Below are 20,839 nucleotides of genomic sequence, written 5' to 3' on the forward strand. Positions count from 1 at the left end.
ACAGCCAATGGTGACAGCGCCATGCAAAAAGGCGGCAAGCGCCTGCACAGCGCTTGCCGCCCTCCGGGATGACACAGGAAGCTTAGTTCTTCGACTGGTCCACCAGCTTGTTCTTCGCGATCCACGGCATCATCGCACGCAGCTTGGCGCCGACTTCCTCGATCTGGTGCTCGCTGGTCAGGCGGCGGCGCGAGATCAGGGTCGGGGCGCCGGCCTTGTTCTCGAGGATGAAGCTCTTCGCGTATTCGCCGGTCTGGATGTCCTTCAGGCACTGGCGCATCGCGTCCTTGGTCGCCGAGGTGACGACCTTCGGGCCGGTGACGTACTCGCCATACTCGGCGTTGTTCGAGATCGAGTAGTTCATGTTGGCGATGCCGCCTTCGTAGATCAGGTCGACGATCAGCTTCAGTTCGTGCAGGCACTCGAAGTAGGCCATCTCCGGCGCGTAGCCCGCTTCCACCAGGGTCTCGAAGCCGGCCTTGATCAGTTCGACGGCGCCGCCGCACAGCACGGCCTGTTCGCCGAACAGGTCGGTCTCGGTCTCTTCGCGGAAATTGGTCTCGATGATGCCGGCGCGGCCGCCGCCGTTGGCCATGGCATAGGACAGCGCGATGTCGCGCGCGGCGCCCGATTTGTCCTGGTAGACGGCGACCAGGTGCGGCACGCCGCCACCCTGGCGGTAGGTGCCGCGCACGGTGTGGCCCGGGGCTTTCGGAGCGATCATGATGACGTCGAGGTCGGCGCGCGGCACCACCTGGCCATAGTGGACATTGAAGCCGTGGGCGAAGGCCAGTGCGGCGCCCTGTTTGGCGTTCGGTTCGACGTTGTTCTTGTAGACCTCGGCGATGTTCTCGTCCGGCAGCAGGATCATGATGACGTCGGCGTTCTTCACCGCTTCGTCCACTTCGGCGACCTTCAGGCCGGCCGCTTCGACCTTGTTCCAGGAAGCGCCGCCGCGGCGCAGGCCGACGGTGACGTTCACGCCGGATTCGGAGAGGTTCTGGGCGTGGGCGTGGCCCTGCGAGCCGTAGCCGATGATGGCGACGTTCTTGCCTTTGATGAGGGAGAGGTCGCAGTCTTTGTCGTAGAACACTTTCATGGTCATTCCTTTAAATTTTAATATTGTGTGGGTAGGCTGGCGCTGCTTGAACGCGTGGGCGGGGGACCGCCCACCCTACAAATGCGATGTATCGTCAAACCTTGAGAATCCGTTCGCCGCGGCCGATACCGGAGCCGCCGGTACGGACGGTCTCGAGGATGGAGGCGCGGTCGATGGCGTCGATGAAGGCGTCGAGCTTGCTCTTGGCGCCGGTCAGCTCGATCGTGTAGGTCTTCTCGGTCACGTCGATGATGCGGCCGCGGAAGATGTCGGCGGTGCGTTTCATCTCTTCGCGTTCCTTGCCGACCGCCCGCACCTTGATGAGCATGAGTTCGCGCTCGATGTGCTGGCCCTCGGTGAGGTCGACCACCTTCACCACCTCGATCAGGCGGTTCAGGTGCTTGGTGATCTGCTCGATGATGTCGTCCGAGCCGCTGGTGACGATGGTCATGCGCGACAGGGTCGCGTCTTCGGTCGGCGCCACGGTCAGGGTTTCGATGTTGTAGCCGCGCGCCGAGAACAGGCCGACCACGCGCGACAGCGCGCCGGCTTCGTTCTCGAGGAGGACGGAAATGATGTGTCGCATTACAGGTCCTCCGAGCCGAGCAGCATTTCAGACAGGCCGGAACCCGCCTTGACCATCGGCCAGACGTTCTCGCTCTGGTCGGTGATGAAGTTCATGAACACCAGCCTGTCCTTCATGGCGAAGGCCTCGCGCAGCGAACCCTCGACGTCGTTCGGGTTCTCGATGCGCATGCCGACGTGGCCATAGGCCTCGGCCAGCTTCTCGAAGTCCGGCAGCGAATCCATATACGACTCGGAATAGCGCGAGCCGTAGTCGATCTGCTGCCACTGGCGCACCATGCCGAGGAAGCGGTTGTTCAGCAGGATGATCTTCGGCGTCAGGTGGTACTGCTTGCAGGTCGCGAGCTCCTGGATGCACATCTGGATCGAGCCTTCGCCGGTCACGCAGGCCACGGTCGCATCCGGGTTCGCCATCTGCACGCCCATCGCATACGGCAGGCCGACGCCCATGGTGCCCAGGCCGCCCGAGTTGATCCAGCGGCGCGGCTTGTCGAAGCCATAGTACTGCGCGGCCCACATCTGGTGCTGGCCGACGTCCGAGGTGATGAAGGCGTCGCCGTTCGTCACCTTGTGCAGCTGCTCGATCACCGACTGCGGCTTGATGACCTCGTTCGAACCCGGATAGGCCAGGCAGTCGCGGCCGCGCCATTCGGCGATCTGCTTCCACCAGGTCTGCAGTGCATGCGTCTGCGGCTGCGCCGTGGAAGCGTCCAGCTGCGACAGCAGCTCGACCAGCACGTCCTTGACGTTGCCGACGATCGGGATGTCGACCTTCACGCGCTTCGAGATCGACGAAGGGTCGATGTCGATGTGGATGATCTTGCGCGGGTTGGAAGCGAAGTGCTTCGGGTTGCCGATCACGCGGTCGTCGAAACGGGCGCCGATGGCGATCAGGACGTCGCAGTTCTGCATCGCCATGTTCGCTTCGTAGGTTCCGTGCATGCCCGGCATGCCGACGAAATGCGGGCTCGAGGAGCGCGAAGCGCCCAGGCCCATCAGGGTATTCGTCACCGGGAAGCCGGTCTTCTCGACCAGGCGGTTCAGCTCATTGGAGGCGTTGGCCAGGATGACGCCGCCGCCCGCATAGATCATCGGGCGTTCGGCGCCCTGCAGCAGCTGCACGGCCTTGCGGATCTGGCCCGCGTGGCCCTTGTCGACCGGCTTGTACGAACGCATCTCGATCTCGCGAGGGTAGTCGTACACACACTTGTGCATGCTGATGTCCTTCGGGATGTCGACCAGCACGGGGCCGGGACGGCCGGTGCGGGCGATGTAGAAGGCTTTCTTGATGGTCGAGGCCAGGTCCTTGACGTCCTTGACCAGGAAGTTGTGCTTGACCACCGGGCGGGTGATGCCGACGGTATCGCATTCCTGGAAGGCATCCTGGCCGATCGCATGGCTCGGCACCTGGCCGGTGATGACGACCATCGGGATCGAGTCCATATAGGCCGTGGACAGGCCGGTGACGGCATTGGTCACGCCCGGACCGGAGGTCACGAGGGCGACGCCGACGGTGTTGGAGCTGCGGGAATAGGCGTCGGCGGCATGCACCGCGGCCTGTTCGTGGCGGACGAGAACGTGCTGGAACTTGTCCTGCTTGAAGATCGCGTCGTAGATGTAGAGGACTGCCCCGCCGGGATAACCGAAGACGTGCTTGACGCCCTCTTCCGCGAGACAACGCACCACGATTTCAGCGCCCGTGATCGGGGCTGATGTTTCGTTACTCATGTTCATTCCTTTCAAGACCCAATGGGAGTTTGATCGGATGCCCGTTCCTAACGAGGTGCGACTGCCGCAACAACCCTCATGCTTCCCTTCTCTCTGCGTGGCACGTCCGTGGTTCAGGTCGCCGTAGGGACCTTACGCACGAGCGCTGGGCGCAACTCGTTCGGCTTGAGTGTTTGTTGGCGGTGGGACGCATCTCTCGCGCTTGTGGCGCGGGTCGGAGCAAACTGCCTACAAATGAAAGCGCGTCATTCCGGAATGGGCGTGTGGGCCTGGACCGGATGACTTGGGAGCTTCGGGGGTGCAAAGCGTTGGAACACATTACTGCGTTGCACCATTTTGGTCAAGCCTTCAATGTAATAATTTACAGGCGGTCCAAAACGGTGCGTTCCGGGAAGGGTGTCAGCGCTGCATGCCCCAACGGCGGACGGTCAGGCGTTCGAGGGTCTGGAACACGAAGTGCTCCACGCTAAGGCCGATGAGGATGACGGCGGCGAGGCCGGCGAAGACTTTATCGGTAAAGAGCTCGTTGCGGCTCTGGAAGATGTACCAGCCCAGCCCGCCCTGCCCCGAGGTGCTGCCAAAAACCAGCTCGGCCGCGATCAGGGTGCGCCAGGCGAAGGCCCAGCCGATCTTCAGGCCGGACAGGATACTCGGCAGTGCGGCCGGTATCAGGATCTGCAGCACCATGCGCAGGCCACCGAGCCCATAGTTGCGCCCAGCCATGCGCAGGGTATCCGGCACCGAGCGGAAGCCCGCGGTGGCGTTCAAGGTCAGCGGCCACAGCACGGAATGCACGAGCACCATCAGCAAACTGCCCTTGCCCAGGCCGAACCACAGCAGCGCCAGCGGCAGCAGCGCAATCGCCGGCAGCGGGTTGAACATCGAGGTCAGCGTATCGATCAGCTCGCGGCCGGGCTTGCTCGAAACAGCGAGCCAGGTCAGCAGGAAGGACCCGATCACGCCGAGCACGAAGCCCTGGGTCAAGATCTTCAGCGACACACTGACGTACCCCCACAGCTCCCCCGAAGCGACGCCCTCGGCGAATGCCTTGCCGGTCTGGATCGCGCCGGGCAGCAGCAGATCGTTGTCGAAGTAGCGCGCCAGCAGTTCCCAGACGATGGCGATCACCGCCAGCATGCCGAGCTTGCGCAGCCAGGCAAGATCAGGCAACGCCGTCTTGGCTGCAGGAATAGCCGGTGACGCTGGCGCCAGCTCCAGGATGTATTCGGGACGGATCGGCGGATTATTCATTGACGACTTTCGTAGGGGTGCGTTGGACCAGTGGACCAACGCACGCTCCGCCGACCGCGCGGTCAACTCCCGCATGCTCCGCCTGACCACCAAACAACAAGCCATGAATCCTCTGCGTCGCCGCCTGAAACTCGCTACTGCCCGCGCTCGCCAGACTGAACTGATGGCTATTCAACTCCGCCCTCACCCTCCCCGGATGCGGCGACAACAACAAAATCCGGTTCCCCACCACCAGCGCCTCTTCGATCGAGTGCGTCACGAACAGCATCGTGAACCCGATCCCGTCCCATAGCGCTTGCAGCTCTTCCTGCATCGTCCTTCGCGTCAAGGCATCGAGCGCCGCAAACGGCTCATCCATCAACAGCACTTCCGGCTGCATCGCCAGCGCCCGCGCAATCGCCACGCGCGCCTTCATCCCGCCCGACAAGGTATGCGGATAGGCATCGGCAAACCTTGCCAGCCCCACTTTGCCCAGCCAGTGCCGCGCCCGCTGATCCGCCTCCTTGCGCTTCACGCCACCGGCCAGCAGCGGGAACATGACGTTCTCCCGCACCGTCTTCCAGGGCGGCAGCTGGTCGAATTCCTGGAACACGACGATCCGGTCCGGCCCCGGCCTGCTGATCGCCTTTCCGCCCAGGGTCAGGCTCCCCGCCTGCGGTGCAATGAAGCCGCCCACCGCCTTCAGCAAGGTCGACTTGCCGCAGCCCGACGGCCCCAGCAGCACGAAGCGATCGCCCCGATGTACCTCGAAACTCACGTCCTCGGTCGCGCGCACGACACCATGCTCGCCCTTGTACTCGAGCGTGACGTGCTCCGCGCGCAGCAGCGGCCCGGGCGATGGCGGTGGAACCAGAATGAGCGGATTCAAATTAGGCGGGCTCATGCTCAGCTCCCCTTCTCCAGCGCCGGGTGCACGAAGAAGTAATCGCGCCAGCTCGCCGGCTTGGTCTTGATTGCCCCGACCTCGTGCAGGAACTGCCCCAGCACCAGGGTGTTCTGCGGCGCCACCTTGAACTGCACCTGCGGATTCCTGATCACCTTGATCAACAGCGCCCGGTCGATATTGCCCTTGTTCATCCGCAAGTAGGCATCCGCCGCTGCTTCCGGGTTCGTGGACGCCAGCTGCGCCGCTTCGCTCAGCGCATCGATGAAGGCCCGGTAGGTCTTCGGATTCTCCTTGACGTACTTCTCGGTCGCATACAGCACCGTGGCCGAGCTCGGCCCGCCCAGCACGTCATAGGAATTCAGCACGATCTTCGCCTGCGGATTGCCGGCCAGCTCCTGCTCCTGGAACGGTGGATTGCCGAAGTGGGCATTCAGCTCGGTCTTGCCGGCAATGAGGGCGGCCGCGGCGTCCGGGTGCGGCACCGTCTGCGTGATCGGGTCGAGTTTCTTGAACGCCGCTTTGCCCCACTGCTTGGCCGCCGCCATCTGCAGAATGCGCGCCTGCACGGAGACCGTCACGGCCGGCAGCGCGATCCGGTCCTTCTGACTGAAGTCCGCGATGGTCTTCACCGCCGGGTTGGTGCTGACCAGGTAATACGGGAAATTGCCAAGGGACGCCACCGCGCGCACGTTCTGGCGCCCGGCCGTACGGTCCCAGATCGTGAACAGCGGACCGAGTCCGGCGCCGGCCACGTCGATCGAGTTGGAGAGCAGCGCATCGTTGACCGCCGCGCCACCCGAGAGCTTGACCCAGTCGACGTCGATGTCCACGCCCTGCTTCTTGCCGTGCTTCTCGATCAGCTTCTGGTCCTGCGCCACGTTGAGCAGCAGGTAGACGATGCCGAACTGCTCGGCGATGCGGATCCTGCCTTCCGCCTGGGCGGTCCCGGACACACCCAGGGCCAGCGCGACGGCCGCAGCCGCGAATTTCATCTTGATCATGGTTGCCTTATGGTCAGAACGGGACGTCGCCCTCGATGGTGGTGCGGTAGAGCTTGCGACGCTGCTCCTGGGGGAATGGCGTGGCCAGGTGCAACAGCGAGCGGTTGTCCCAGAATACGAGGTCGTTCGGCTGCCACCCGTGGCGGTAGACGAATTCGGGGCGGGTGCTGTGCTCGAACAGGATGTCGAGCAATTCGCGGCTGCGCTCCTCCGGCACGCCCAGGATGCGTGTGGTGAAGTGCTCGCTCACGAACAGCGCGCGGCGCGCCGTCTCCGGGTGGGTGCGCACCACCGGGTGCACGGCCGGCACCACTTCGTCGATCTGCTCCTGCGTCAGCTTGGGGCGCCAGGGATTGCGCTGGCGCAGCTCCTCGTAGCGCGCCAGGTAGCTGTGCTCGGCGCTCAGGCCCGCGATCTCGCGCTTGAGCTTCGAGGGCAGGCTTTCGTAGGCCGCGTGCTGGTTGGCGAACAGGGTGTCCCCTCCCTCGTCCGGCAATTCCTGGGCGTGCAGCATCGAGCCCAGGCTCGGCACCGCTTTATAGGACAGGTCCGAATGCCAGAAGTGGCCGGCGTCGCCCAGGCCGATCGGCTCGCCGTTCTCGCGGATGTTCGAGATCACCAGCACTTCCGGCGCCTCGGGCAGCTGGAACTGGCGCAGCACGTGGATCTGCAACTGGCCGAAGCGGCGGCTGAAGTCGACCTGCTGCTGCGGCGTGAACGTCTGGTCGCGGAAGACCAGCACATGGTGTTCCAGGTGGGCGCGGTGCAGGCGGTCGAAATCGTCGATGCTCAGGGGACGGGCCAGGTCGAGGCCGAGCACCTCGGCGCCGAGCGGCTGGTTCACGAAAGCACGGATGTCGAAATCCTGGCGGGTCGAATCGAGCGGCATGGTGACAAGGGAAGCGTTGATCGTTTTTCCAGCATATCGACGCACAAAGGGCGCAACAACGAATCATTTCGACTAACTTCATGCACTTTTTGCAGGCGGGCCCAGGCCTCGAAAAGGCCTCGCTGCGCGATTTGGATGCGCGCGCCAAGGTTTTTTGCTAGCATTCGTCAGTTTTCCTCACGGCATTCGCACCACACGCCCTTTCAACCACGCATGGCCACTGACAAAGAACTCAACGACTTCCTCGAGAATGTCGAACGGCGTGCGTTCAAGCAGGCGGTGTATGCGGTCCGCAAGGACGAATCGGCCCTCGACATCGTCCAGGATGCGATGATCAAGCTGGCCGAGAAATACGGCGACAAGCCTGCCGCCGAGCTGCCGATGCTATTCCAGCGCATCCTGCAGACCACCATCCTCGACTACTTCCGCCGCGAAAAGGTTCGCAATACCTGGATCAGCCTCTTCTCGGGCTTCAGCCGGCCGGATGGGGAGGACGAGGAGTTTGATATACTTTCCTCGTACGAAGCGGAGGAAGGGACGGCTGCTGCGGAGTCGAGCGCGGACCAGTTCGAACGCGCGCAAACCTTGCGCCTGATCGAAGAGGAAGTAGAAAAGCTCCCCGCGCGTCAACGGGAAGCCTTCCTCATGCGTTACTGGCAGGACATGGACGTGGCCGAGACGGCCGAAGCGATGGGATGCTCGGAGGGAAGCGTCAAGACGCATTGCTCACGAGCAACCCACACCCTCGCCGCGGCGCTCAAGGCCAAGGGAATCAAGCTATGAACACGGACGACATCAACCTCGCGTACAAGATACGCCATGCCCTGAACGAGAACCTCGACGCACTGCCGGCTTCGACGACCGACCGGCTGGCGGCGGCGCGCGCGGCCGCCCTGGCGCGCAAGAAGCCCGATGCGGCGCCCGCACAGCCGGGCAAGCGTCCGCTGTTCGATTTCAACGCCCTGTTCACCGGCCCCGCCCTGGCGCGCCTGGGCGTGGCGATCCCGATGCTGGCCCTGGTCATCGGCATGGGCGGTGTCTACCAGTATGAGCAACAGCAGCGCATCGCCGCCCTGGCCGACATCGACGCGGCCGTGCTGGCCGACGAGCTGCCGCTGACCGCGTACCTCGACCACGGTTTCAACGCCTACGTGGAGTCGCAGCAGCGCAAGCAATGACGAAGCCCGCTCAGAAGCCCCGACTCGCCGTTGTTGCAACTGCGGCAGCGGTCTTGATTGCCGGGGCCGCGACCTGGGCGGTCTACAACCGGTCCGCATCGACGCCGCCCAGCGCGGCCAGCGTCAATCCGGCGGACGCCACGGCGGTCGGCGCCAAGCCGGTCGCCAAGACCCTCGACAAACCCCTCTGGCGCGAACTGTCGCGCAAGCAGCAGGCGGCGCTCGCCCCCCTGAAACCCGAGTGGGACCAGCTGGAAGGCATGCGCAAGCGCCGCTGGCTCGAACTGTCCGCGCGCTTCGCCTCCATGAGCCCCGCCGAGCAAGAGCGCGTGCACGACCGGATGCGCGAATGGATGCGCCTGACGCCCGAGCAGCGCAACCTCGCCCGCGAAAACTTCAACAAGACCCGCAGGCTCGATCCGGGCCGGAAGGCCGCGACCTGGGAAAGCTACAAGCAGCTGTCCGAGGAAGAAAAGCGCAAGCTGGCCCGCTCCGGCAAACTGCCGCAGGGCGTGCCCTCGATGCCGCATTCCCCGATGATCGACACGCCCGTGACCTGCCCGCCGGGTGCGATGCGGCGCGGGACGTCCTGCATCATGCCGGCGCAGCCGGCGCCCGCCACGGCGGCAAACCCGGCCCCAGCCGCGCCGGCCACGGCGCCGTCGGCTGTTCCGGCAAGCCCTTCCTCTGCCCTTCCTCCCGCACAGAACGCATCCAATGCAAGCAGCCCAAGCAACGCCAGCGCCAGCGCCAGCAACGCCAGCAACTGAGCCGATCAAGGTGGAAACGCCGAGCGTGCGGCGGCGCCTGATGGCCATGGTCTACGAGGCCTTCTGCCTGTTCGCCGTGTGCGCCTTTGCGATCGGGCTCTACATGCTGCTGACCCTGAACAGCCAGCATCCGGTGGCGAAGATCGGCATGAACCTGTGGCTGGTAGCGACAGCGGGGGCCTATTTCATGTGGTGCTGGATCGACAGCGGCCATACCCTGGCCATGAAGACCTGGCGCATGAAGGTCGTCAAGGTGGGCCATGCGAAGCTGCCGTTCAGGACAGCGCTGCTGCGCTATGTGCTGGCCTGGGGCTGGTTCGCGCCGGCGATGATGGTGTGCTGGGCATTCGGCCTGCACAAGCCCGGCCAGATCGCGATCGCGCTCGCGGTGGGCATCGTGCCATGGGCGATGACGGCGCTGTTCGACCGCGACCGCCAGTTCCTGCACGACCGCCTGGCCGGCACCCGCCTCATCACCCTGCCCAAGCGCAAGCGCTAGACACCCCGATGCTTGCCGCGCGGCATTCGAACGCGGCATTACCCGAATCCACGGAATAATCGACAGCTTCCATCCATCTTGAAGAAAGGTGAGCCATGAAGCTTTCGAACACCCGCGTCGTCATCATGGGCGCATCGAGCGGCATCGGCGCCGCGACGGCCGTCGCTTTTGCCCGCCAGGGCGCCCGGCTGGTGCTGGGCGCGCGCGGCAAGGAAGGGCTCGACGACGTCGTGCACCGCTGCCGCCAGGCCGGCGGCGAGGCCGAGGCCCTGGTCGTCGATGCAATCGACGCCGACGCGGTCGCGGCATTCGCACGCGAGGCCCGCGCCATCCTGGGCCGCATCGACCTGTGGTTCAGCAATGTCGGCGCCGGCGTGGTCGGCAAGTATGCCGAGGTGCCGATGGGCGACCACCGCCGCGTGATCGAGACCAACCTCCTCAGCCACATGAACGACGCCCACGCGGTGCTGCCGGTCTTCCTCGAGCAGGACCACGGCATCTGGGTCAACATGATCTCGAGCGGCGGCTTCGTCGCCACGCCCTATGCGGCGGCCTACGCGGCCAGCAAGTACGGCCTGCGCGGCTTCAGCGAGGCCCTGCGCGCGGAACTGGGCAAGCGGCCCAACATCCACGTCTGCGACGTGTATCCGACTTTCGTGGATACGCCGGGGTTCAGCCACGGGGCCAACTACACGGGCGCGAAGCTGTCCTATCCGCCCGGGGTGCTGTCGCCGGAAAAGGTGGCGGATGCCGTCGTCGCCCTGGCGCGCCATCCCCGCCCCACCACGGCGGTCGGCGCCCCGGCCCTGCTGTACAGGCTGAGCAACTTCGCGGCGCCGAACCTGATCGCATCGGGCATGAACCGCGTGCTGGACAGGTGGGCGAAGCGGGCCGACCGTGTGCCGGAGACGCGCGGGGCGCTGTACGAGCCGCCGCGCGGCGCGAGCGGCATCCATAGTGGAGAGCGCAGGCCCGGGCAGCCGCAGAACAAGGCACTCATTGTCGGCGCCGTGGCGCTCGGGGCTGCAGTGGGGATGGGGCTGTTGCGGCGGCGCGCGAACTAGAAGCGTTCGTAGTCGAGCAGGTAGCGCCACTGGCCTGCCTGCAGGCCGGCCATCGGCACGCGGCCGATGCGGATGCGCCGCATGTCGACGATCTCCAGGCCGACTTGCCCGCACATGTGGTCGATCAGGCCGGGCTTGACGCCCTTGAGGGCGAAGCGCAGGCGGTGCTCGCTCTGCCAGCTGACCTTCATCGGAGGAATCGGCTTGCCGTTGAAGTGCAGGCCGTGGTTCAGCAGCGCGAGGCCGCCTTCCTTGATGGCGCCGGTCACGTCGACGATGAACTCCTGCTCGACGCGATCGCCCTCTTCCAGCAGCTTGCGCGCCACGCGGAAGTCCTGGGTGAAGACCACCAGCCCGCTCGCATCGGTTTCCAGCGGATTGGTCAAGGTCAGCTTCGCGAGGTGCCGCTTGAGGAAGCGCGGCTGGCCGTGGCCCTGCGCCAGCGATTCCGGCGTCAGGCAGTCCAGGGCCGGTTCACCGCGCGTGCCCACGCCGGAATTGAAGCCGGCCGGCTTGTGCAGCAGGATGGTCACCGGCGGCGCTTCTTCGTTCGAGGCGCCCGGCAGGACGCGCACGTCCTGCGAGGGCAACACGCGGCTGGCGGGGTCTTCGACCACCTTGCCGTCGACGCTGATGCCGCCGCTGGCGATGTAGCGTTCTGCTTCGGCGCGCGAGCAGCCCAGTTGCACGGCGACCCGCTTGGCCAGGCGAATGGCTTCGTCAGTCATCAGGCCCGCCAGTCTGCGAAGAAAGCCGTGAACACCTCGACGGTGCGCGCCACATCGGCGGCGCTCACGTCCAGGTGGGTCACCAGGCGGGTGCGCGGGCCGATCGAGGCACGGATCTGCGCACGGGCCAGGGCCTGGCGCAGCGGCTCGCAGGCCGCCGCCGGGATGTCCAGCCAGAAGATGTTGGTCTGCGGCGTGCCGACCTTCAGTTGGGCGATCTGCGACAGGCCACGCGCCAGCTCGGCGGCATTGGCGTGGTCGTCGGCGAGGCGCTCGACGTTGTTCTCCAGCGCATACTGCGCAGCCGCCGCCAGCACGCCGGCCTGGCGCATGCCGCCGCCCAGCATCTTGCGCCAGCGCTTGCCCTGCTCGATGAAGGCCTTCGGTCCCAGCAGGACCGAACCGACCGGGGCGCCCAGGCCCTTGGACAGGCAGACCGAGACGGTGTCGAAGCCTTGCACCGCGTCGCGGAGCGAAACACCGTTCTTGACGGCGGCATTGGCGATGCGGGCGCCGTCCAGGTGGGTGGCCAGGCCCTTGCTGTGCGCGAGATCGGTCGCGGCCTTGACGTAGTCCTGCGGCAGCACGCGGCCGCCGATGGTGTTTTCCAGCGCCAGCAGGCGGGTGCGTGCGAAGTGCATGTCGTCGGGCTTGATGTAGGCCTCGATGTCCGACAGCGCGATCGAGCCGTCCGCCTGGTTGACGATCGGCTGCGGCTGGATCGAGCCCAGCACCGCGGCGCCGCCGCCTTCGTACTTGTAGGTGTGCGCTTCCTGGCCGACCAGGTACTCGTCGCCACGGCCGCAGTGGGTCATGAGGGCGATCAGGTTGGTCTGGGTGCCCGAGGGCGCGAACAGGCCGGCCTCATAGCCGAACAGCGCGGCGGCATAGTCCTGCAGGCGGTTGACCGAGGGGTCGTCGCCGTAGACGTCATCGCCGACGCTCGCTGCGGCCATCGCGGCGCGCATCGCCTCGGACGGCTGGGTGACGGTGTCGCTGCGCAGGTCGATCCAGTTGTTCGTGTCGCTCATCTCGTTTTCAGTCCGCTTGGTTTGCTTCAACAGGGGTGTAGAAGCGCTGCTTCATTTCGTCGAGGCCCAGCTCGGCCATCACTTCCTGCAGGCGCTCCGTCGGACGGCGGCGCGGCACGTTCTTGTAGGTCGCGACGATGAGTTCGTTCTTCATCGAGTGCTCCCAGCCCACCAGCTCGGTCACGGTCACCTGGTAGCCGTGCGCCTCCAGCTGCAGGCAGCGCATCACGTTGGTGATCTGGCTGCCGAACTCGCGGGTGTGGATCGGGTGGCGCCAGATCTCGGTCAGCGCGCTGCGGCCCAGGTCCCTGCCCTTGTTCTTGCGCAGCACGCTCGCTACCTCCGCCTGGCAGCACGGCACCAAGACCATGTGCTTGGCCTTCTTCTTCAGCGCGAAGTCGATGGCGTCGTCGGTGGCCGTGTTACAGGCGTGCAGCGCGGTGACGATGTCGATGGTCTCGGGCAGCTTATCGGAGGTGGTCGATTCCGCGACCGACAGCGGCAGGAAGGACATGCCCTCGCTGAAGCCCAGGCGCGCGGCCAGTTCGGTCGATTTCTGCACCAGCTCTTCACGCGTTTCGATGCCGTAGACGTGGGCGCCTGCGCCATGGCCCTTGAAGAACAGGTCGTAGAGGATGAAGCCGAGGTAGGACTTGCCCGCGCCGTGGTCGACCAGGGAGACGGTCTGCTGTTGTTCCGGACTGCGCTCGCGCACCTCCTTCAGCAGCGGCTCGATGAAGTTGACCAGGTGGTAGACCTGCTTGAGCTTGCGACGGCTGTCCTGGTTCAGCTTGCCGTCGCGCGTGAGGATGTGCAGTTCCTTCAGCAGCTCGACGGACTGGCCGGGGCGGACTTCTTCCGGCAGCGCGGCCGGTGCTTGCTTCGTTTGTTTAGCGTGCTTCATCGATCCATGCTGCCTGAATGGCTTCCAGTACCCGTTCGCCGCCGCGGGTGCGGTCGTCGCTGAAGTCCTCGAGCGCCACGACCCAGTTGTGCAGGTCGACGAAGCGCACGGTGGCCGGATCGACGTCCGGGTACTTCTCGTACAAGGCTTCGGCGATGCTCGAAACGTCGGTCCACTTCATGGCAGCCCTCCGTGGTTCAGTGGTTTTTCTCTGCTGCGTGGTTGATGGTGTACTTCGGGATCTCGACGACGAGGTCTTCGTCGGCGACGATCGCCTGGCAGGACAGGCGCGAGTTCGGCTCCAGGCCCCATGCCTTGTCCAGCATGTCCTCTTCCTTTTCTTCCTGCTCGTTCAGCGAGTCGAAACCTTCGCGCACGATCACGTGGCAGGTGGTGCAGGCGCAGACGCGGTCGCAGGCGTGTTCGATCTCGATGTCGTTTTCCAGCAGGACGTCGCAGATCGACTTGCCGGCCGGGGACTCCAGCACGGCGCCGTCAGGGCAGAAGACTGGGTGGGGGAGGATGACGATTTGTGGCACTTGATAACCTCGGTTGTATGTTTTTAGACTTCGTCCAGCGACTTGCCCGCCAGCGCCTTGCGCACGCTCTTGTCCATGCGTCGCGCCGCGAATTCCTCGGTGCCCTTGGCCAGCGCCTGCACCGCCGCGTGCAGCGCGTCCTGGCGCTTGCCGGTGTCGAGCGACGCGTCGTTCGAGCCAGCGATCGCATCGCGCACGCCCTGCATCAGCGTGGCGACCTGGCCCTGCTCGGCAGCGTCGAGCAGCTCGGTATCGCTGTCCAGCGCCGACTGTGTCGCGAGCAGGATGCGCTCGGCCTCGACCTGCTCTTCGCGCAGCGCGCGCATCTGCATGTCGCCCTGGGCCGAGGTGTAGGAATCCTGCAGCATGCGCGCCACTTCGTCGTCGCCCAGGCCATAGGACGGCTTGACGGTGATCGACGCCTCCACGCCCGAGCGGGTCTCGCGCGCCGAAACCGACAGCAGGCCGTCGGCGTCGACCTGGTAGGTCACGCGGATGCGCGCCGCCCCGGCCGCCATCGGCGGGATGCCGCGCAGCTCGAAGCGCGCCAGCGAGCGGCAGTCGGAGACCAGTTCGCGCTCGCCCTGCACCACGTGCACGGCCAGGGCCGTCTGGCCATCCTTGAAGGTCGTGAACTCCTGCGCACGGGCGCAGGGAATCGTCGAGTTGCGCGGGATGATCTTCTCGACCAGGCCGCCCATGGTCTCGATGCCGAGCGACAGCGGGGTGACGTCGAGCAGCAGCCAGTCGTCGCCCTCGGCGCGGTTACCGGCCAGCAGGTTCGCCTGGATGGCGGCGCCCAGCGCCACCACCTTGTCCGGGTCGATGTTCGCGTGCGGGATGGTGTGGAAGAAGTCGCCCACCGCGCGGCGCACGTGCGGCATGCGGGTGGCGCCGCCGACCATCACGACGCCGTCGACGTCCTCGACGCTCACGTCGGCGTCGCGCATCGCCTTGCGGATCGCATTCATGGTCTTGGCGACCAGGTGTTTGGTGATCTCGGCGAAGGTTTGCGCCGTGATGCTCACCTGCACGATCTCGCCCGACTTCAGGATCGCCTCGATCGTCGTTTCTTCATTGGTTGACAGCAGTTCCTTGGCCTGGCGCGCCTTGACCATCAGGGTCGCGGTGTCGTGGTCCGACAGCGGCGCCAGCTTGGCCTGCTCGACGATCCAGCAGAACAGGCGGTGGTCGAAGTCGTCGCCGCCCAGGGCCGAGTCGCCGCCGGTGGACAGCACTTCGAACACGCCCTTGGACAGCTTGAGGATCGAGATGTCGAAGGTGCCGCCGCCGAGATCGTACACCGCGTAGACGCCTTCCTTGCCATGGTCGAGGCCATAGGCGATGGCGGCGGCGGTCGGCTCGGACAGCAGGCGCAGCACGTTCAGGCCGGCCAGCTGGGCCGCGTCCTTGGTCGCCTGGCGCTGGGCGTCGTCGAAATAGGCCGGCACGGTGATGACGGCGCCGACCAGTTCGTCGCCAAGCGAATCCTCGGCGCGCTGGCGCAGGGTGGCGAGGATCTGGGCCGAAGTCTCGACCGGGCTCTTCACGCCGGCCACCGTGTTGATCTGCACCATACCGGGGGCGTCGACAAAGTCATAAGGCAGGTTCTCGGCGTGGGCGATGTCCTTCAGGCCGCGGCCCATGAAACGCTTGACCGAGACGACCGTGTTCTTCGGGTCGGTGGTCTGGTGCGCCTGCGCCATGTAGCCGATATTGGCATTGCCGCCCGGGAGGTAGCGCACGACCGATGGCAGCAGCGGACGGCCGTCCTCGTCGCTCAGCACTTCCGGGCTGCCGCTGCGGACGGTGGCAACCAGAGAGTTGGTGGTGCCCAGGTCGATGCCGACCGCCAGGCGGTGCTGGTGCGGAGCGGTGGACATGCCGGGTTCGGCGATTTGGAGTAGTGCCATGGTGTGTCTGTTACCTGTTTGTTCTTTTTGTAGGGTGAACGTTCGTAATTCCGGGCATTGCCCGAAATTACTCCGCCCACGCGGTTAACTGCCGGTCGCGTCGTCGAATTGCATGGTGTATTTGAACGCGCGGACGGCGAAGCCGTCCACCCTACGGAAACCTGTCGCGGTTACGCGTCCAACGCCTCGAACGCGTACTGTACCTCTTCCCCGAACTTATCGAGGAACATCATCGCGCGCACGGTCTGGGCGGCGCCGTGGTAATCGGCGGCGTCGAGCTGCCTGCCGACCTGCTCCAGCATGCGCTTGCGCTCGCGGCGCAGCTCGGCGTCGATGCCGTCGAGCGTGGCGGCATCCTTCGTGTCGCGCGCGTCCTCGAGCGCCTCGCGCCATTCCATCTGCTGCATCAGGAAGGCGGCCGGCATCGCGGTGTTGGACTCGGTCTGCAGGTCGACGCCGTTGATCTCGCACAGGTACTGGGCGCGCTTCTGCGGGTTGCGCAGGGTCTGGTAAGCCTCGTTGGCGCGGGTCGCCCACTGCATGGCGACGCGCTTCTCGGCATCCAGGGCGTTCACGAAGCGGTCCGGGTGCACGCGGCCCTGGACGTCGCGGTAGGCCGCGTCCAATTGATCCTGGTCGACCGCGAACGTGGCGGGAAGCTGGAACAGCTCGAAGTGGTTCTGCATCACCTTAGATACGGAAGCTTTCGCCGCAGCCGCAGTTGTCCTTGACGTTCGGGTTGTTGAAGCGGAAGCCTTCGTTCAGGCCTTCGCGGGCGAAGTCCAGTTCGGTGCCGTCGATGTAGGGCAGGCTCTTCGGGTCGACGAAGACCTTCACGCCATGCGATTCGAAGACATTGTCTTCTGCGCTGGCATCGTCGACGTATTCGAGCTTGTAAGCCAGGCCGGAGCAGCCGGTCGTGCGCACACCGAAGCGCAAGCCGATGCCCTTGCCCCGGCGTTCGAGGTAACGGTTGACGTGTTTCGCGGCTTTTTCGGTCAGGGTGATTGCCATAACGGTGCTCCAGTCTGTACTTACGGGTTACGCCTTCTCGGCGTGCTTTGCCTTGTAGTCGGCCACGGCGGCCTTGATCGCGTCCTCGGCGAGGATCGAGCAGTGGATCTTCACAGGCGGCAGCGCCAGCTCTTCGGCGATCTGGGTGTTCTTGATCGCCAGTGCTTCGTCCAGCGACTTGCCCTTGACCCACTCGGTCACCAGCGAGCTCGATGCGATCGCCGAGCCGCAGCCGTAGGTCTTGAACTTCGCGTCTTCGATCAGGCCCTGCTCGTTGACCTTGATCTGCAGCTTCATCACGTCTCCGCAGGCCGGTGCGCCGACCATGCCGGTGCCGATCGCATCGTCGCCCTTGTCGAAGGCGCCAACGTTGCGCGGGTTTTCGTAATGGTCCAGAACTTTGTCGGAATATGCCATTTTGATGCTCCTAGTATTCGTGAATTAGTGGGCTGCCCATTGGATCGAATTGAGATCGATCCCTTCCTTGAACATGTCCCACAGCGGCGACAGTTCGCGCAGTTTGCCGACCTTCGACTTCAAGAGTTCGATCGCGAAGTCGATGTCCTGCTCGGTCGTGAAGCGGCCGATGGTGAAGCGGATCGAGCTGTGCGCCAGTTCGTCGCTGCGGCCCAGGGCGCGCAGCACGTAGGACGGTTCCAGCGAGGCCGAGGTGCAGGCCGAACCGGACGACACGGCGATGTCCTTGATCGCCATGATCAGCGACTCGCCCTCGACATAGTTGAACGAGACGTTCAGGTTGTGCGGCACGCGGTGGTCCATGTCGCCGTTGATGTAGACCTCTTCGATCTCCAGCAGGCCGCGGGCCAACCGGTCGCGCAGCGCCTTGACCTTCACCAGCTCGGCGTCCATTTCTTCCTTCGCGATGCGGAAGGCTTCGCCCATGCCGACGATCTGGTGGGTCGGCAGCGTGCCCGAGCGCAGGCCGCGCTCGTGACCGCCGCCGTGCATCTGGGCTTCCAGGCGCACGCGCGGCTTGCGGCGCACGTACAGGGCGCCCACGCCCTTCGGACCGTAGGTCTTGTGCGCGGTGAAGGTCATCAGGTCGCACTTCGTCTTATTCAGGTCGATCTCGACCTTGCCGGTCGCCTGCGCGGCGTCGCAGTGGAAGATGATGCCCTTCGAGCGGCACAGTTCGCCGATGGCGTCGATCGGCTGGATGACGCCGATCTCGTTATTCACCAGCATGACCGAGACCAGGATGGTGTCCGGGCGGATCGCCGCTTCCAGCTGCTCGACGGTGATCAGGCCGTTGTCCTGCGGCTCGAGGTAGGTCGCTTCGAAACCCTGGCGCTCCAGTTCGCGCACGGTATCCAGCACGGCCTTGTGCTCGGTCTTGACCGTGATGATGTGCTTGCCCTTGGTTTTGTAGAAGTGGGCGGCGCCCTTCAGGGCCAGGTTGTTCGATTCGGTCGCGCCCGAGGTCCAGATGATCTCGCGCGGATCGGCGCCCACCAGGGCCGCCACGTGGCCGCGTGCCTCTTCGACCGCCGCCTCGGCGCTCCAGCCGTACATGTGGCTGCGCGATGCCGGATTGCCGAACTGCTCGCGCAGGTAGGGAATCATCTTGTCCGCGACGCGCGGATCGATCGGCGTGGTAGCCGAATAATCCATGTAGATCGGGAAATGCGGCGCAGTCACGAAGCTCTGCTCGATTTGTTTGTCCAAGGGCGCGTTCATCAGTTCACTCCGGTTTCAATTTGTGCTCAGTTTTGTGCGGCAGCGGCGGCGGCGGTGCGATGCACGACCACGACGTTCTGTTCTTTCTGCTTCTGCTGGTCGACCAGGTCCTGCAAGGTGACCGAATCGAGGTAGTCGACCATCTTGGCGTTCAGCGTGGTCCACAGTTCGTGGGTCATGCAACGGGTGCCGGAAGCAGCATCGGCGCCGTGACAATTTTCTTTGCCGCCACACTGGGTGGCATCGAGCGGCTCGTCGACCGCGATGATGATGTCGGCCACCGTCACCCGGTCCGCGGAACGCGCCAGGCTGTAGCCGCCGCCCGGGCCGCGGATCGACTCGACGATCTCGTGGCGGCGCAGCTTGCCGAACAGTTGTTCAAGGTAAGACAGCGAAATGGCCTGGCGCTGGCTGATGCCCGACAGCGTGACGGGACCATTACCCTGGCGCAGGGCGAGATCGATCATCGCAGTAACAGCAAAACGGCCTTTGGTGGTCAGACGCATCACAACCCCGGTTTCATGTAAAATGTTGCACTTCCTCAAGTAATCAGTGCAGCGCAACAATTTATCTTGTGTATGCGCTTTGCAAATAACCTGATTACCCGATTGATTTAGTCAAGTATACCAAAATCCGGAGACCTTGTCTTGGGACCCGCGATTTCGGCGGGGCGGGTAACTCCCCTGCCCGCACGGCCGACCAGCCTTATCGCATTCGCAACAATTTCATCGGACCAAACAGCGCCTGCATCCCCCTGTGCTGGATGAAGGACAGGTTGTAGGGATGCTCCGCCTGGATCTGCGGCAGCCGCGCCGTCTCCGGTAGTTTCGCCAGCTGCTCCGCGATCTTCCCCCACAGCACCAGGGTCGGCGGCGCGGGACGCTCCGCCAGCGCCGCCAGCACGGTCCTGAGAAAAGGCAGCCAACCGCGCGCGTCGATCACCGGCGCCACGTGCTTGCGAAACACCAGCGCCGCGTTCAGCAACAGGAATCCTTCCGCATGCAGGTTGTCCTGCAGCTGCGCCAGGGTCTGGATCGAGCCGTCCGTGCGCGCACCTTTCGCGACCGGCGCCAGCGCCGCGCCGCCCGTATCATCCGCCTGCAACTGGCCGTCCGCCACCAGCAGCATCTTCATGAAGTTGCGCAGCGAGGTGGCCCGGTTGACGGGCTTGGACAGCCCCGTCTCGCTCCACAGCTCGCCCACCGCGCCATCCATGAAGCAGACGCCGGTCGCGCTCTCCGCGCGCGGATACGGCCCCTCCCCCACCAGCACGTGGCGCACGCGCTCGAGCGGCTGGGCGAAGGCGGCGAAGATGCGTCCGCCCGTCGGCAGGTAGTCGTCGACGGCCAGCGCCGGCAGGTAGGCGGGATCGGCGGCCGCAACGGCCTGCAGGCCCGCTTCCAGGATGGGGCGCCAGGAGGCGTCGGCACGGTCGAGCGCGTCGAGGATGGACTGGGGAATCGCGTGAATAGTCATGACTGGTCGGCAAGTCGCAGGGAGCGGGATTGTAGCTGCATTCCCAAGGTCAATCTAGCGTCCGCCTTCGCGGATTCAAGGCGTGATTTTCGGGTCGCCCGCAACGCGGGCTTTCTACCGACTCGGCAGGAGTAATCATGCAAACCATTCGTGAAGTGATGACACCCGATGTGCGCACCATCTCGCCCCAGGAAACGGTCCAGCGCGCCGCCCAGCTCATGGACGAGCTGAATGTCGGCGCCATACCCGTCTGCGACGGCGCCAGGCTGGTCGGCATGATCACCGACCGCGACATCACGGTGCGCTCGGTGGCCGCGGGGCAGTCGCCGGACCAGACCTTTGTCGGCGACGTGATGAGCACCGACGTGCGCACCTGCTACAGCAACCAGGATCTCGACGAGGTGCTGGACAAGATGGGCGACGTGCAGATCCGGCGCGTGCCGGTGATCGACGAACAGTCGAAGCAGCTGGTGGGGATCGTTTCGCTGGGGGATATCGCGACCAGGACGCACGGTGCGGCCGAGGGTGCGCTGGATGAAATTTCGTCGCCGTCGGAGCCGGATCGGTCGGCGACCAGGCATTGAGC

Annotated in this window: 25 protein-coding genes; 6 read left to right on the top strand and 19 right to left on the bottom strand. The window is 65.0% G+C overall.

Annotation, left to right across the window (positions count from 1 at the left end; all coding sequences use genetic code 11):
- Nucleotides 1–82: 82 nt before the first annotated feature.
- The 7 genes from ilvC to ACQ7JA_RS06920 form a co-directional block, all read right to left on the bottom strand.
- The gene (gene ilvC, locus ACQ7JA_RS06890) at nt 83–1,099 is read right to left on the bottom strand and encodes a ketol-acid reductoisomerase (protein ID WP_430895915.1); all 1,017 of its coding nucleotides are present in this window, start codon (nt 1,097–1,099) and stop codon (nt 83–85) included.
- A gap of 94 nt (nt 1,100–1,193) precedes the next feature.
- Nucleotides 1,194–1,685: an acetolactate synthase small subunit gene (gene ilvN, locus ACQ7JA_RS06895; RefSeq protein ID WP_027867685.1), complete on the bottom strand. Its 492-nt coding sequence runs from the start codon at nt 1,683–1,685 to the stop codon at nt 1,194–1,196.
- Nucleotides 1,685–3,412 (bottom strand): acetolactate synthase 3 catalytic subunit, encoded by a 1,728-nt coding sequence (locus ACQ7JA_RS06900; protein WP_430895918.1) that lies wholly within the window; start codon nt 3,410–3,412, stop codon nt 1,685–1,687. The genes ilvN and ACQ7JA_RS06900 overlap by 1 nt, the downstream gene beginning before the upstream one ends.
- 399 nt (nt 3,413–3,811) lie before the next feature.
- Nucleotides 3,812–4,663, bottom strand: a complete 852-nt coding sequence (locus ACQ7JA_RS06905) for an ABC transporter permease (RefSeq protein ID WP_430895920.1) — start codon at nt 4,661–4,663, stop codon at nt 3,812–3,814.
- The gene (locus ACQ7JA_RS06910; protein WP_430895922.1) at nt 4,656–5,546 is read right to left on the bottom strand and encodes an ABC transporter ATP-binding protein; all 891 of its coding nucleotides are present in this window, start codon (nt 5,544–5,546) and stop codon (nt 4,656–4,658) included. The genes ACQ7JA_RS06905 and ACQ7JA_RS06910 overlap by 8 nt, the downstream gene beginning before the upstream one ends.
- 2 nt (nt 5,547–5,548) lie before the next feature.
- On the bottom strand, nt 5,549–6,550 hold the full coding sequence (locus ACQ7JA_RS06915; protein WP_430895924.1) for an ABC transporter substrate-binding protein: 1,002 nt from the start codon (nt 6,548–6,550) through the stop codon (nt 5,549–5,551).
- A 13-nt stretch (nt 6,551–6,563) separates the two neighbouring features.
- The gene (locus ACQ7JA_RS06920; RefSeq protein ID WP_430895926.1) at nt 6,564–7,439 is read right to left on the bottom strand and encodes a TauD/TfdA dioxygenase family protein; all 876 of its coding nucleotides are present in this window, start codon (nt 7,437–7,439) and stop codon (nt 6,564–6,566) included.
- A 213-nt stretch (nt 7,440–7,652) separates the two neighbouring features.
- Between ACQ7JA_RS06920 and ACQ7JA_RS06925 the strand changes: the two genes are divergently transcribed.
- From ACQ7JA_RS06925 to ACQ7JA_RS06945, 5 genes are all read left to right on the top strand, one after another.
- Nucleotides 7,653–8,222, top strand: coding sequence for an RNA polymerase sigma factor (locus tag ACQ7JA_RS06925; protein ID WP_430895928.1), 570 nt, complete (start codon nt 7,653–7,655; stop codon nt 8,220–8,222).
- Complete coding sequence (locus ACQ7JA_RS06930; RefSeq protein WP_430895930.1) at nt 8,219–8,617, top strand: DUF3619 family protein; 399 nt, start codon at nt 8,219–8,221, stop codon at nt 8,615–8,617. The genes ACQ7JA_RS06925 and ACQ7JA_RS06930 overlap by 4 nt, the downstream gene beginning before the upstream one ends.
- The gene (locus ACQ7JA_RS06935; protein ID WP_430895932.1) at nt 8,614–9,387 is read left to right on the top strand and encodes a DUF3106 domain-containing protein; all 774 of its coding nucleotides are present in this window, start codon (nt 8,614–8,616) and stop codon (nt 9,385–9,387) included. Before ACQ7JA_RS06930 ends, ACQ7JA_RS06935 begins: the two co-directional genes overlap by 4 nt.
- 10 nt (nt 9,388–9,397) lie before the next feature.
- Nucleotides 9,398–9,886: an RDD family protein gene (locus ACQ7JA_RS06940; RefSeq protein WP_430895934.1), complete on the top strand. Its 489-nt coding sequence runs from the start codon at nt 9,398–9,400 to the stop codon at nt 9,884–9,886.
- Between the two features lie 95 nt (nt 9,887–9,981).
- Nucleotides 9,982–10,950 carry an SDR family oxidoreductase gene (locus tag ACQ7JA_RS06945; RefSeq protein ID WP_430895936.1) on the top strand — a complete coding sequence of 323 codons (969 nt, stop codon included), beginning with the start codon at nt 9,982–9,984 and terminating at the stop codon, nt 10,948–10,950.
- Here the strand turns inward: ACQ7JA_RS06945 and ACQ7JA_RS06950 are convergent.
- The 12 genes from ACQ7JA_RS06950 to ACQ7JA_RS07005 all read right to left on the bottom strand — a co-directional run bounded on the left by ACQ7JA_RS06950 (nt 10,947) and on the right by ACQ7JA_RS07005 (nt 20,253).
- The gene (locus ACQ7JA_RS06950; protein ID WP_430895938.1) at nt 10,947–11,678 is read right to left on the bottom strand and encodes an rRNA pseudouridine synthase; all 732 of its coding nucleotides are present in this window, start codon (nt 11,676–11,678) and stop codon (nt 10,947–10,949) included. The two genes, ACQ7JA_RS06945 and ACQ7JA_RS06950, sit on opposite strands and share 4 nt — an antisense overlap.
- Nucleotides 11,678–12,709 carry a low-specificity L-threonine aldolase gene (ltaE, locus tag ACQ7JA_RS06955; RefSeq protein ID WP_430895940.1) on the bottom strand — a complete coding sequence of 344 codons (1,032 nt, stop codon included), beginning with the start codon at nt 12,707–12,709 and terminating at the stop codon, nt 11,678–11,680. Before ltaE ends, ACQ7JA_RS06950 begins: the two co-directional genes overlap by 1 nt.
- A 7-nt stretch (nt 12,710–12,716) precedes the next feature.
- Nucleotides 12,717–13,613, bottom strand: coding sequence for a class I SAM-dependent methyltransferase (locus ACQ7JA_RS06960; protein ID WP_430895942.1), 897 nt, complete (start codon nt 13,611–13,613; stop codon nt 12,717–12,719).
- Nucleotides 13,600–13,794 (bottom strand): Fe-S cluster assembly protein IscX, encoded by a 195-nt coding sequence (iscX, locus tag ACQ7JA_RS06965; protein ID WP_430895944.1) that lies wholly within the window; start codon nt 13,792–13,794, stop codon nt 13,600–13,602. The genes ACQ7JA_RS06960 and iscX overlap by 14 nt, the downstream gene beginning before the upstream one ends.
- 16 nt (nt 13,795–13,810) lie before the next feature.
- On the bottom strand, nt 13,811–14,152 hold the full coding sequence (fdx, locus tag ACQ7JA_RS06970; RefSeq protein ID WP_036249155.1) for an ISC system 2Fe-2S type ferredoxin: 342 nt from the start codon (nt 14,150–14,152) through the stop codon (nt 13,811–13,813).
- Nucleotides 14,153–14,175: 23 nt separating this feature from the next.
- Entirely contained in the window at nt 14,176–16,065 is a 1,890-nt protein-coding gene (gene hscA, locus ACQ7JA_RS06975; RefSeq protein ID WP_430895946.1) for a Fe-S protein assembly chaperone HscA, read from the bottom strand.
- A 170-nt stretch (nt 16,066–16,235) separates the two neighbouring features.
- Complete coding sequence (gene hscB / locus ACQ7JA_RS06980) at nt 16,236–16,751, bottom strand: Fe-S protein assembly co-chaperone HscB (protein WP_430895948.1); 516 nt, start codon at nt 16,749–16,751, stop codon at nt 16,236–16,238.
- 4 nt (nt 16,752–16,755) lie between these two features.
- Nucleotides 16,756–17,079 (bottom strand): iron-sulfur cluster assembly protein IscA, encoded by a 324-nt coding sequence (gene iscA / locus ACQ7JA_RS06985; RefSeq protein WP_227798954.1) that lies wholly within the window; start codon nt 17,077–17,079, stop codon nt 16,756–16,758.
- A 27-nt stretch (nt 17,080–17,106) separates the two neighbouring features.
- Nucleotides 17,107–17,496, bottom strand: coding sequence for a Fe-S cluster assembly scaffold IscU (gene iscU, locus ACQ7JA_RS06990; protein ID WP_281909145.1), 390 nt, complete (start codon nt 17,494–17,496; stop codon nt 17,107–17,109).
- A 24-nt stretch (nt 17,497–17,520) separates the two neighbouring features.
- The gene (locus ACQ7JA_RS06995) at nt 17,521–18,777 is read right to left on the bottom strand and encodes an IscS subfamily cysteine desulfurase (protein ID WP_430895951.1); all 1,257 of its coding nucleotides are present in this window, start codon (nt 18,775–18,777) and stop codon (nt 17,521–17,523) included.
- A gap of 26 nt (nt 18,778–18,803) precedes the next feature.
- Nucleotides 18,804–19,283 (bottom strand): Fe-S cluster assembly transcriptional regulator IscR, encoded by a 480-nt coding sequence (gene iscR / locus ACQ7JA_RS07000; RefSeq protein WP_430895953.1) that lies wholly within the window; start codon nt 19,281–19,283, stop codon nt 18,804–18,806.
- A gap of 199 nt (nt 19,284–19,482) precedes the next feature.
- Nucleotides 19,483–20,253, bottom strand: coding sequence for a uracil-DNA glycosylase (locus ACQ7JA_RS07005; RefSeq protein WP_430895955.1), 771 nt, complete (start codon nt 20,251–20,253; stop codon nt 19,483–19,485).
- Between the two features lie 137 nt (nt 20,254–20,390).
- Here ACQ7JA_RS07005 and ACQ7JA_RS07010 point away from each other — a divergent pair, with 137 nt between their 5' ends.
- Nucleotides 20,391–20,837, top strand: a complete 447-nt coding sequence (locus tag ACQ7JA_RS07010) for a CBS domain-containing protein (RefSeq protein ID WP_430895957.1) — start codon at nt 20,391–20,393, stop codon at nt 20,835–20,837.
- Nucleotides 20,838–20,839 lie beyond the last annotated feature (2 nt).

Origin of the sequence: Massilia sp. BKSP1R2A-1 (assembly GCF_050586525.1) — a bacterium.
Taxonomy (GTDB): Bacteria; Pseudomonadota; Gammaproteobacteria; order Burkholderiales; family Burkholderiaceae_D; genus Telluria.

Excerpts from the sequence above, each read along its gene's own strand:
- ilvC (WP_430895915.1), bottom strand. The coding sequence starts at position 1,099 with ATGAAAGTGTTCTACGACAAAGACTGCGACCTCTCCCTCATCAAAGGC.
- ilvN (WP_027867685.1), bottom strand. The coding sequence starts at position 1,685 with ATGCGACACATCATTTCCGTCCTCCTCGAGAACGAAGCCGGCGCGCTG.
- ACQ7JA_RS06900 (WP_430895918.1), bottom strand. The coding sequence starts at position 3,412 with ATGAGTAACGAAACATCAGCCCCGATCACGGGCGCTGAAATCGTGGTG.
- ACQ7JA_RS06905 (WP_430895920.1), bottom strand. The coding sequence starts at position 4,663 with ATGAATAATCCGCCGATCCGTCCCGAATACATCCTGGAGCTGGCGCCA.
- ACQ7JA_RS06910 (WP_430895922.1), bottom strand. The coding sequence starts at position 5,546 with ATGAGCCCGCCTAATTTGAATCCGCTCATTCTGGTTCCACCGCCATCG.
- ACQ7JA_RS06915 (WP_430895924.1), bottom strand. The coding sequence starts at position 6,550 with ATGATCAAGATGAAATTCGCGGCTGCGGCCGTCGCGCTGGCCCTGGGT.
- ACQ7JA_RS06920 (WP_430895926.1), bottom strand. The coding sequence starts at position 7,439 with ATGCCGCTCGATTCGACCCGCCAGGATTTCGACATCCGTGCTTTCGTG.
- ACQ7JA_RS06925 (WP_430895928.1), top strand. The coding sequence starts at position 7,653 with ATGGCCACTGACAAAGAACTCAACGACTTCCTCGAGAATGTCGAACGG.
- ACQ7JA_RS06930 (WP_430895930.1), top strand. The coding sequence starts at position 8,219 with ATGAACACGGACGACATCAACCTCGCGTACAAGATACGCCATGCCCTG.
- ACQ7JA_RS06935 (WP_430895932.1), top strand. The coding sequence starts at position 8,614 with ATGACGAAGCCCGCTCAGAAGCCCCGACTCGCCGTTGTTGCAACTGCG.
- ACQ7JA_RS06945 (WP_430895936.1), top strand. The coding sequence starts at position 9,982 with ATGAAGCTTTCGAACACCCGCGTCGTCATCATGGGCGCATCGAGCGGC.
- ACQ7JA_RS06950 (WP_430895938.1), bottom strand. The coding sequence starts at position 11,678 with ATGACTGACGAAGCCATTCGCCTGGCCAAGCGGGTCGCCGTGCAACTG.
- ltaE (WP_430895940.1), bottom strand. The coding sequence starts at position 12,709 with ATGAGCGACACGAACAACTGGATCGACCTGCGCAGCGACACCGTCACC.
- ACQ7JA_RS06960 (WP_430895942.1), bottom strand. The coding sequence starts at position 13,613 with ATGAAGCACGCTAAACAAACGAAGCAAGCACCGGCCGCGCTGCCGGAA.
- iscX (WP_430895944.1), bottom strand. The coding sequence starts at position 13,794 with ATGAAGTGGACCGACGTTTCGAGCATCGCCGAAGCCTTGTACGAGAAG.
- hscA (WP_430895946.1), bottom strand. The coding sequence starts at position 16,065 with ATGGCACTACTCCAAATCGCCGAACCCGGCATGTCCACCGCTCCGCAC.
- hscB (WP_430895948.1), bottom strand. The coding sequence starts at position 16,751 with ATGCAGAACCACTTCGAGCTGTTCCAGCTTCCCGCCACGTTCGCGGTC.
- iscA (WP_227798954.1), bottom strand. The coding sequence starts at position 17,079 with ATGGCAATCACCCTGACCGAAAAAGCCGCGAAACACGTCAACCGTTAC.
- iscU (WP_281909145.1), bottom strand. The coding sequence starts at position 17,496 with ATGGCATATTCCGACAAAGTTCTGGACCATTACGAAAACCCGCGCAAC.
- ACQ7JA_RS06995 (WP_430895951.1), bottom strand. The coding sequence starts at position 18,777 with ATGAACGCGCCCTTGGACAAACAAATCGAGCAGAGCTTCGTGACTGCG.
- iscR (WP_430895953.1), bottom strand. The coding sequence starts at position 19,283 with ATGCGTCTGACCACCAAAGGCCGTTTTGCTGTTACTGCGATGATCGAT.
- ACQ7JA_RS07005 (WP_430895955.1), bottom strand. The coding sequence starts at position 20,253 with ATGACTATTCACGCGATTCCCCAGTCCATCCTCGACGCGCTCGACCGT.
- ACQ7JA_RS07010 (WP_430895957.1), top strand. The coding sequence starts at position 20,391 with ATGCAAACCATTCGTGAAGTGATGACACCCGATGTGCGCACCATCTCG.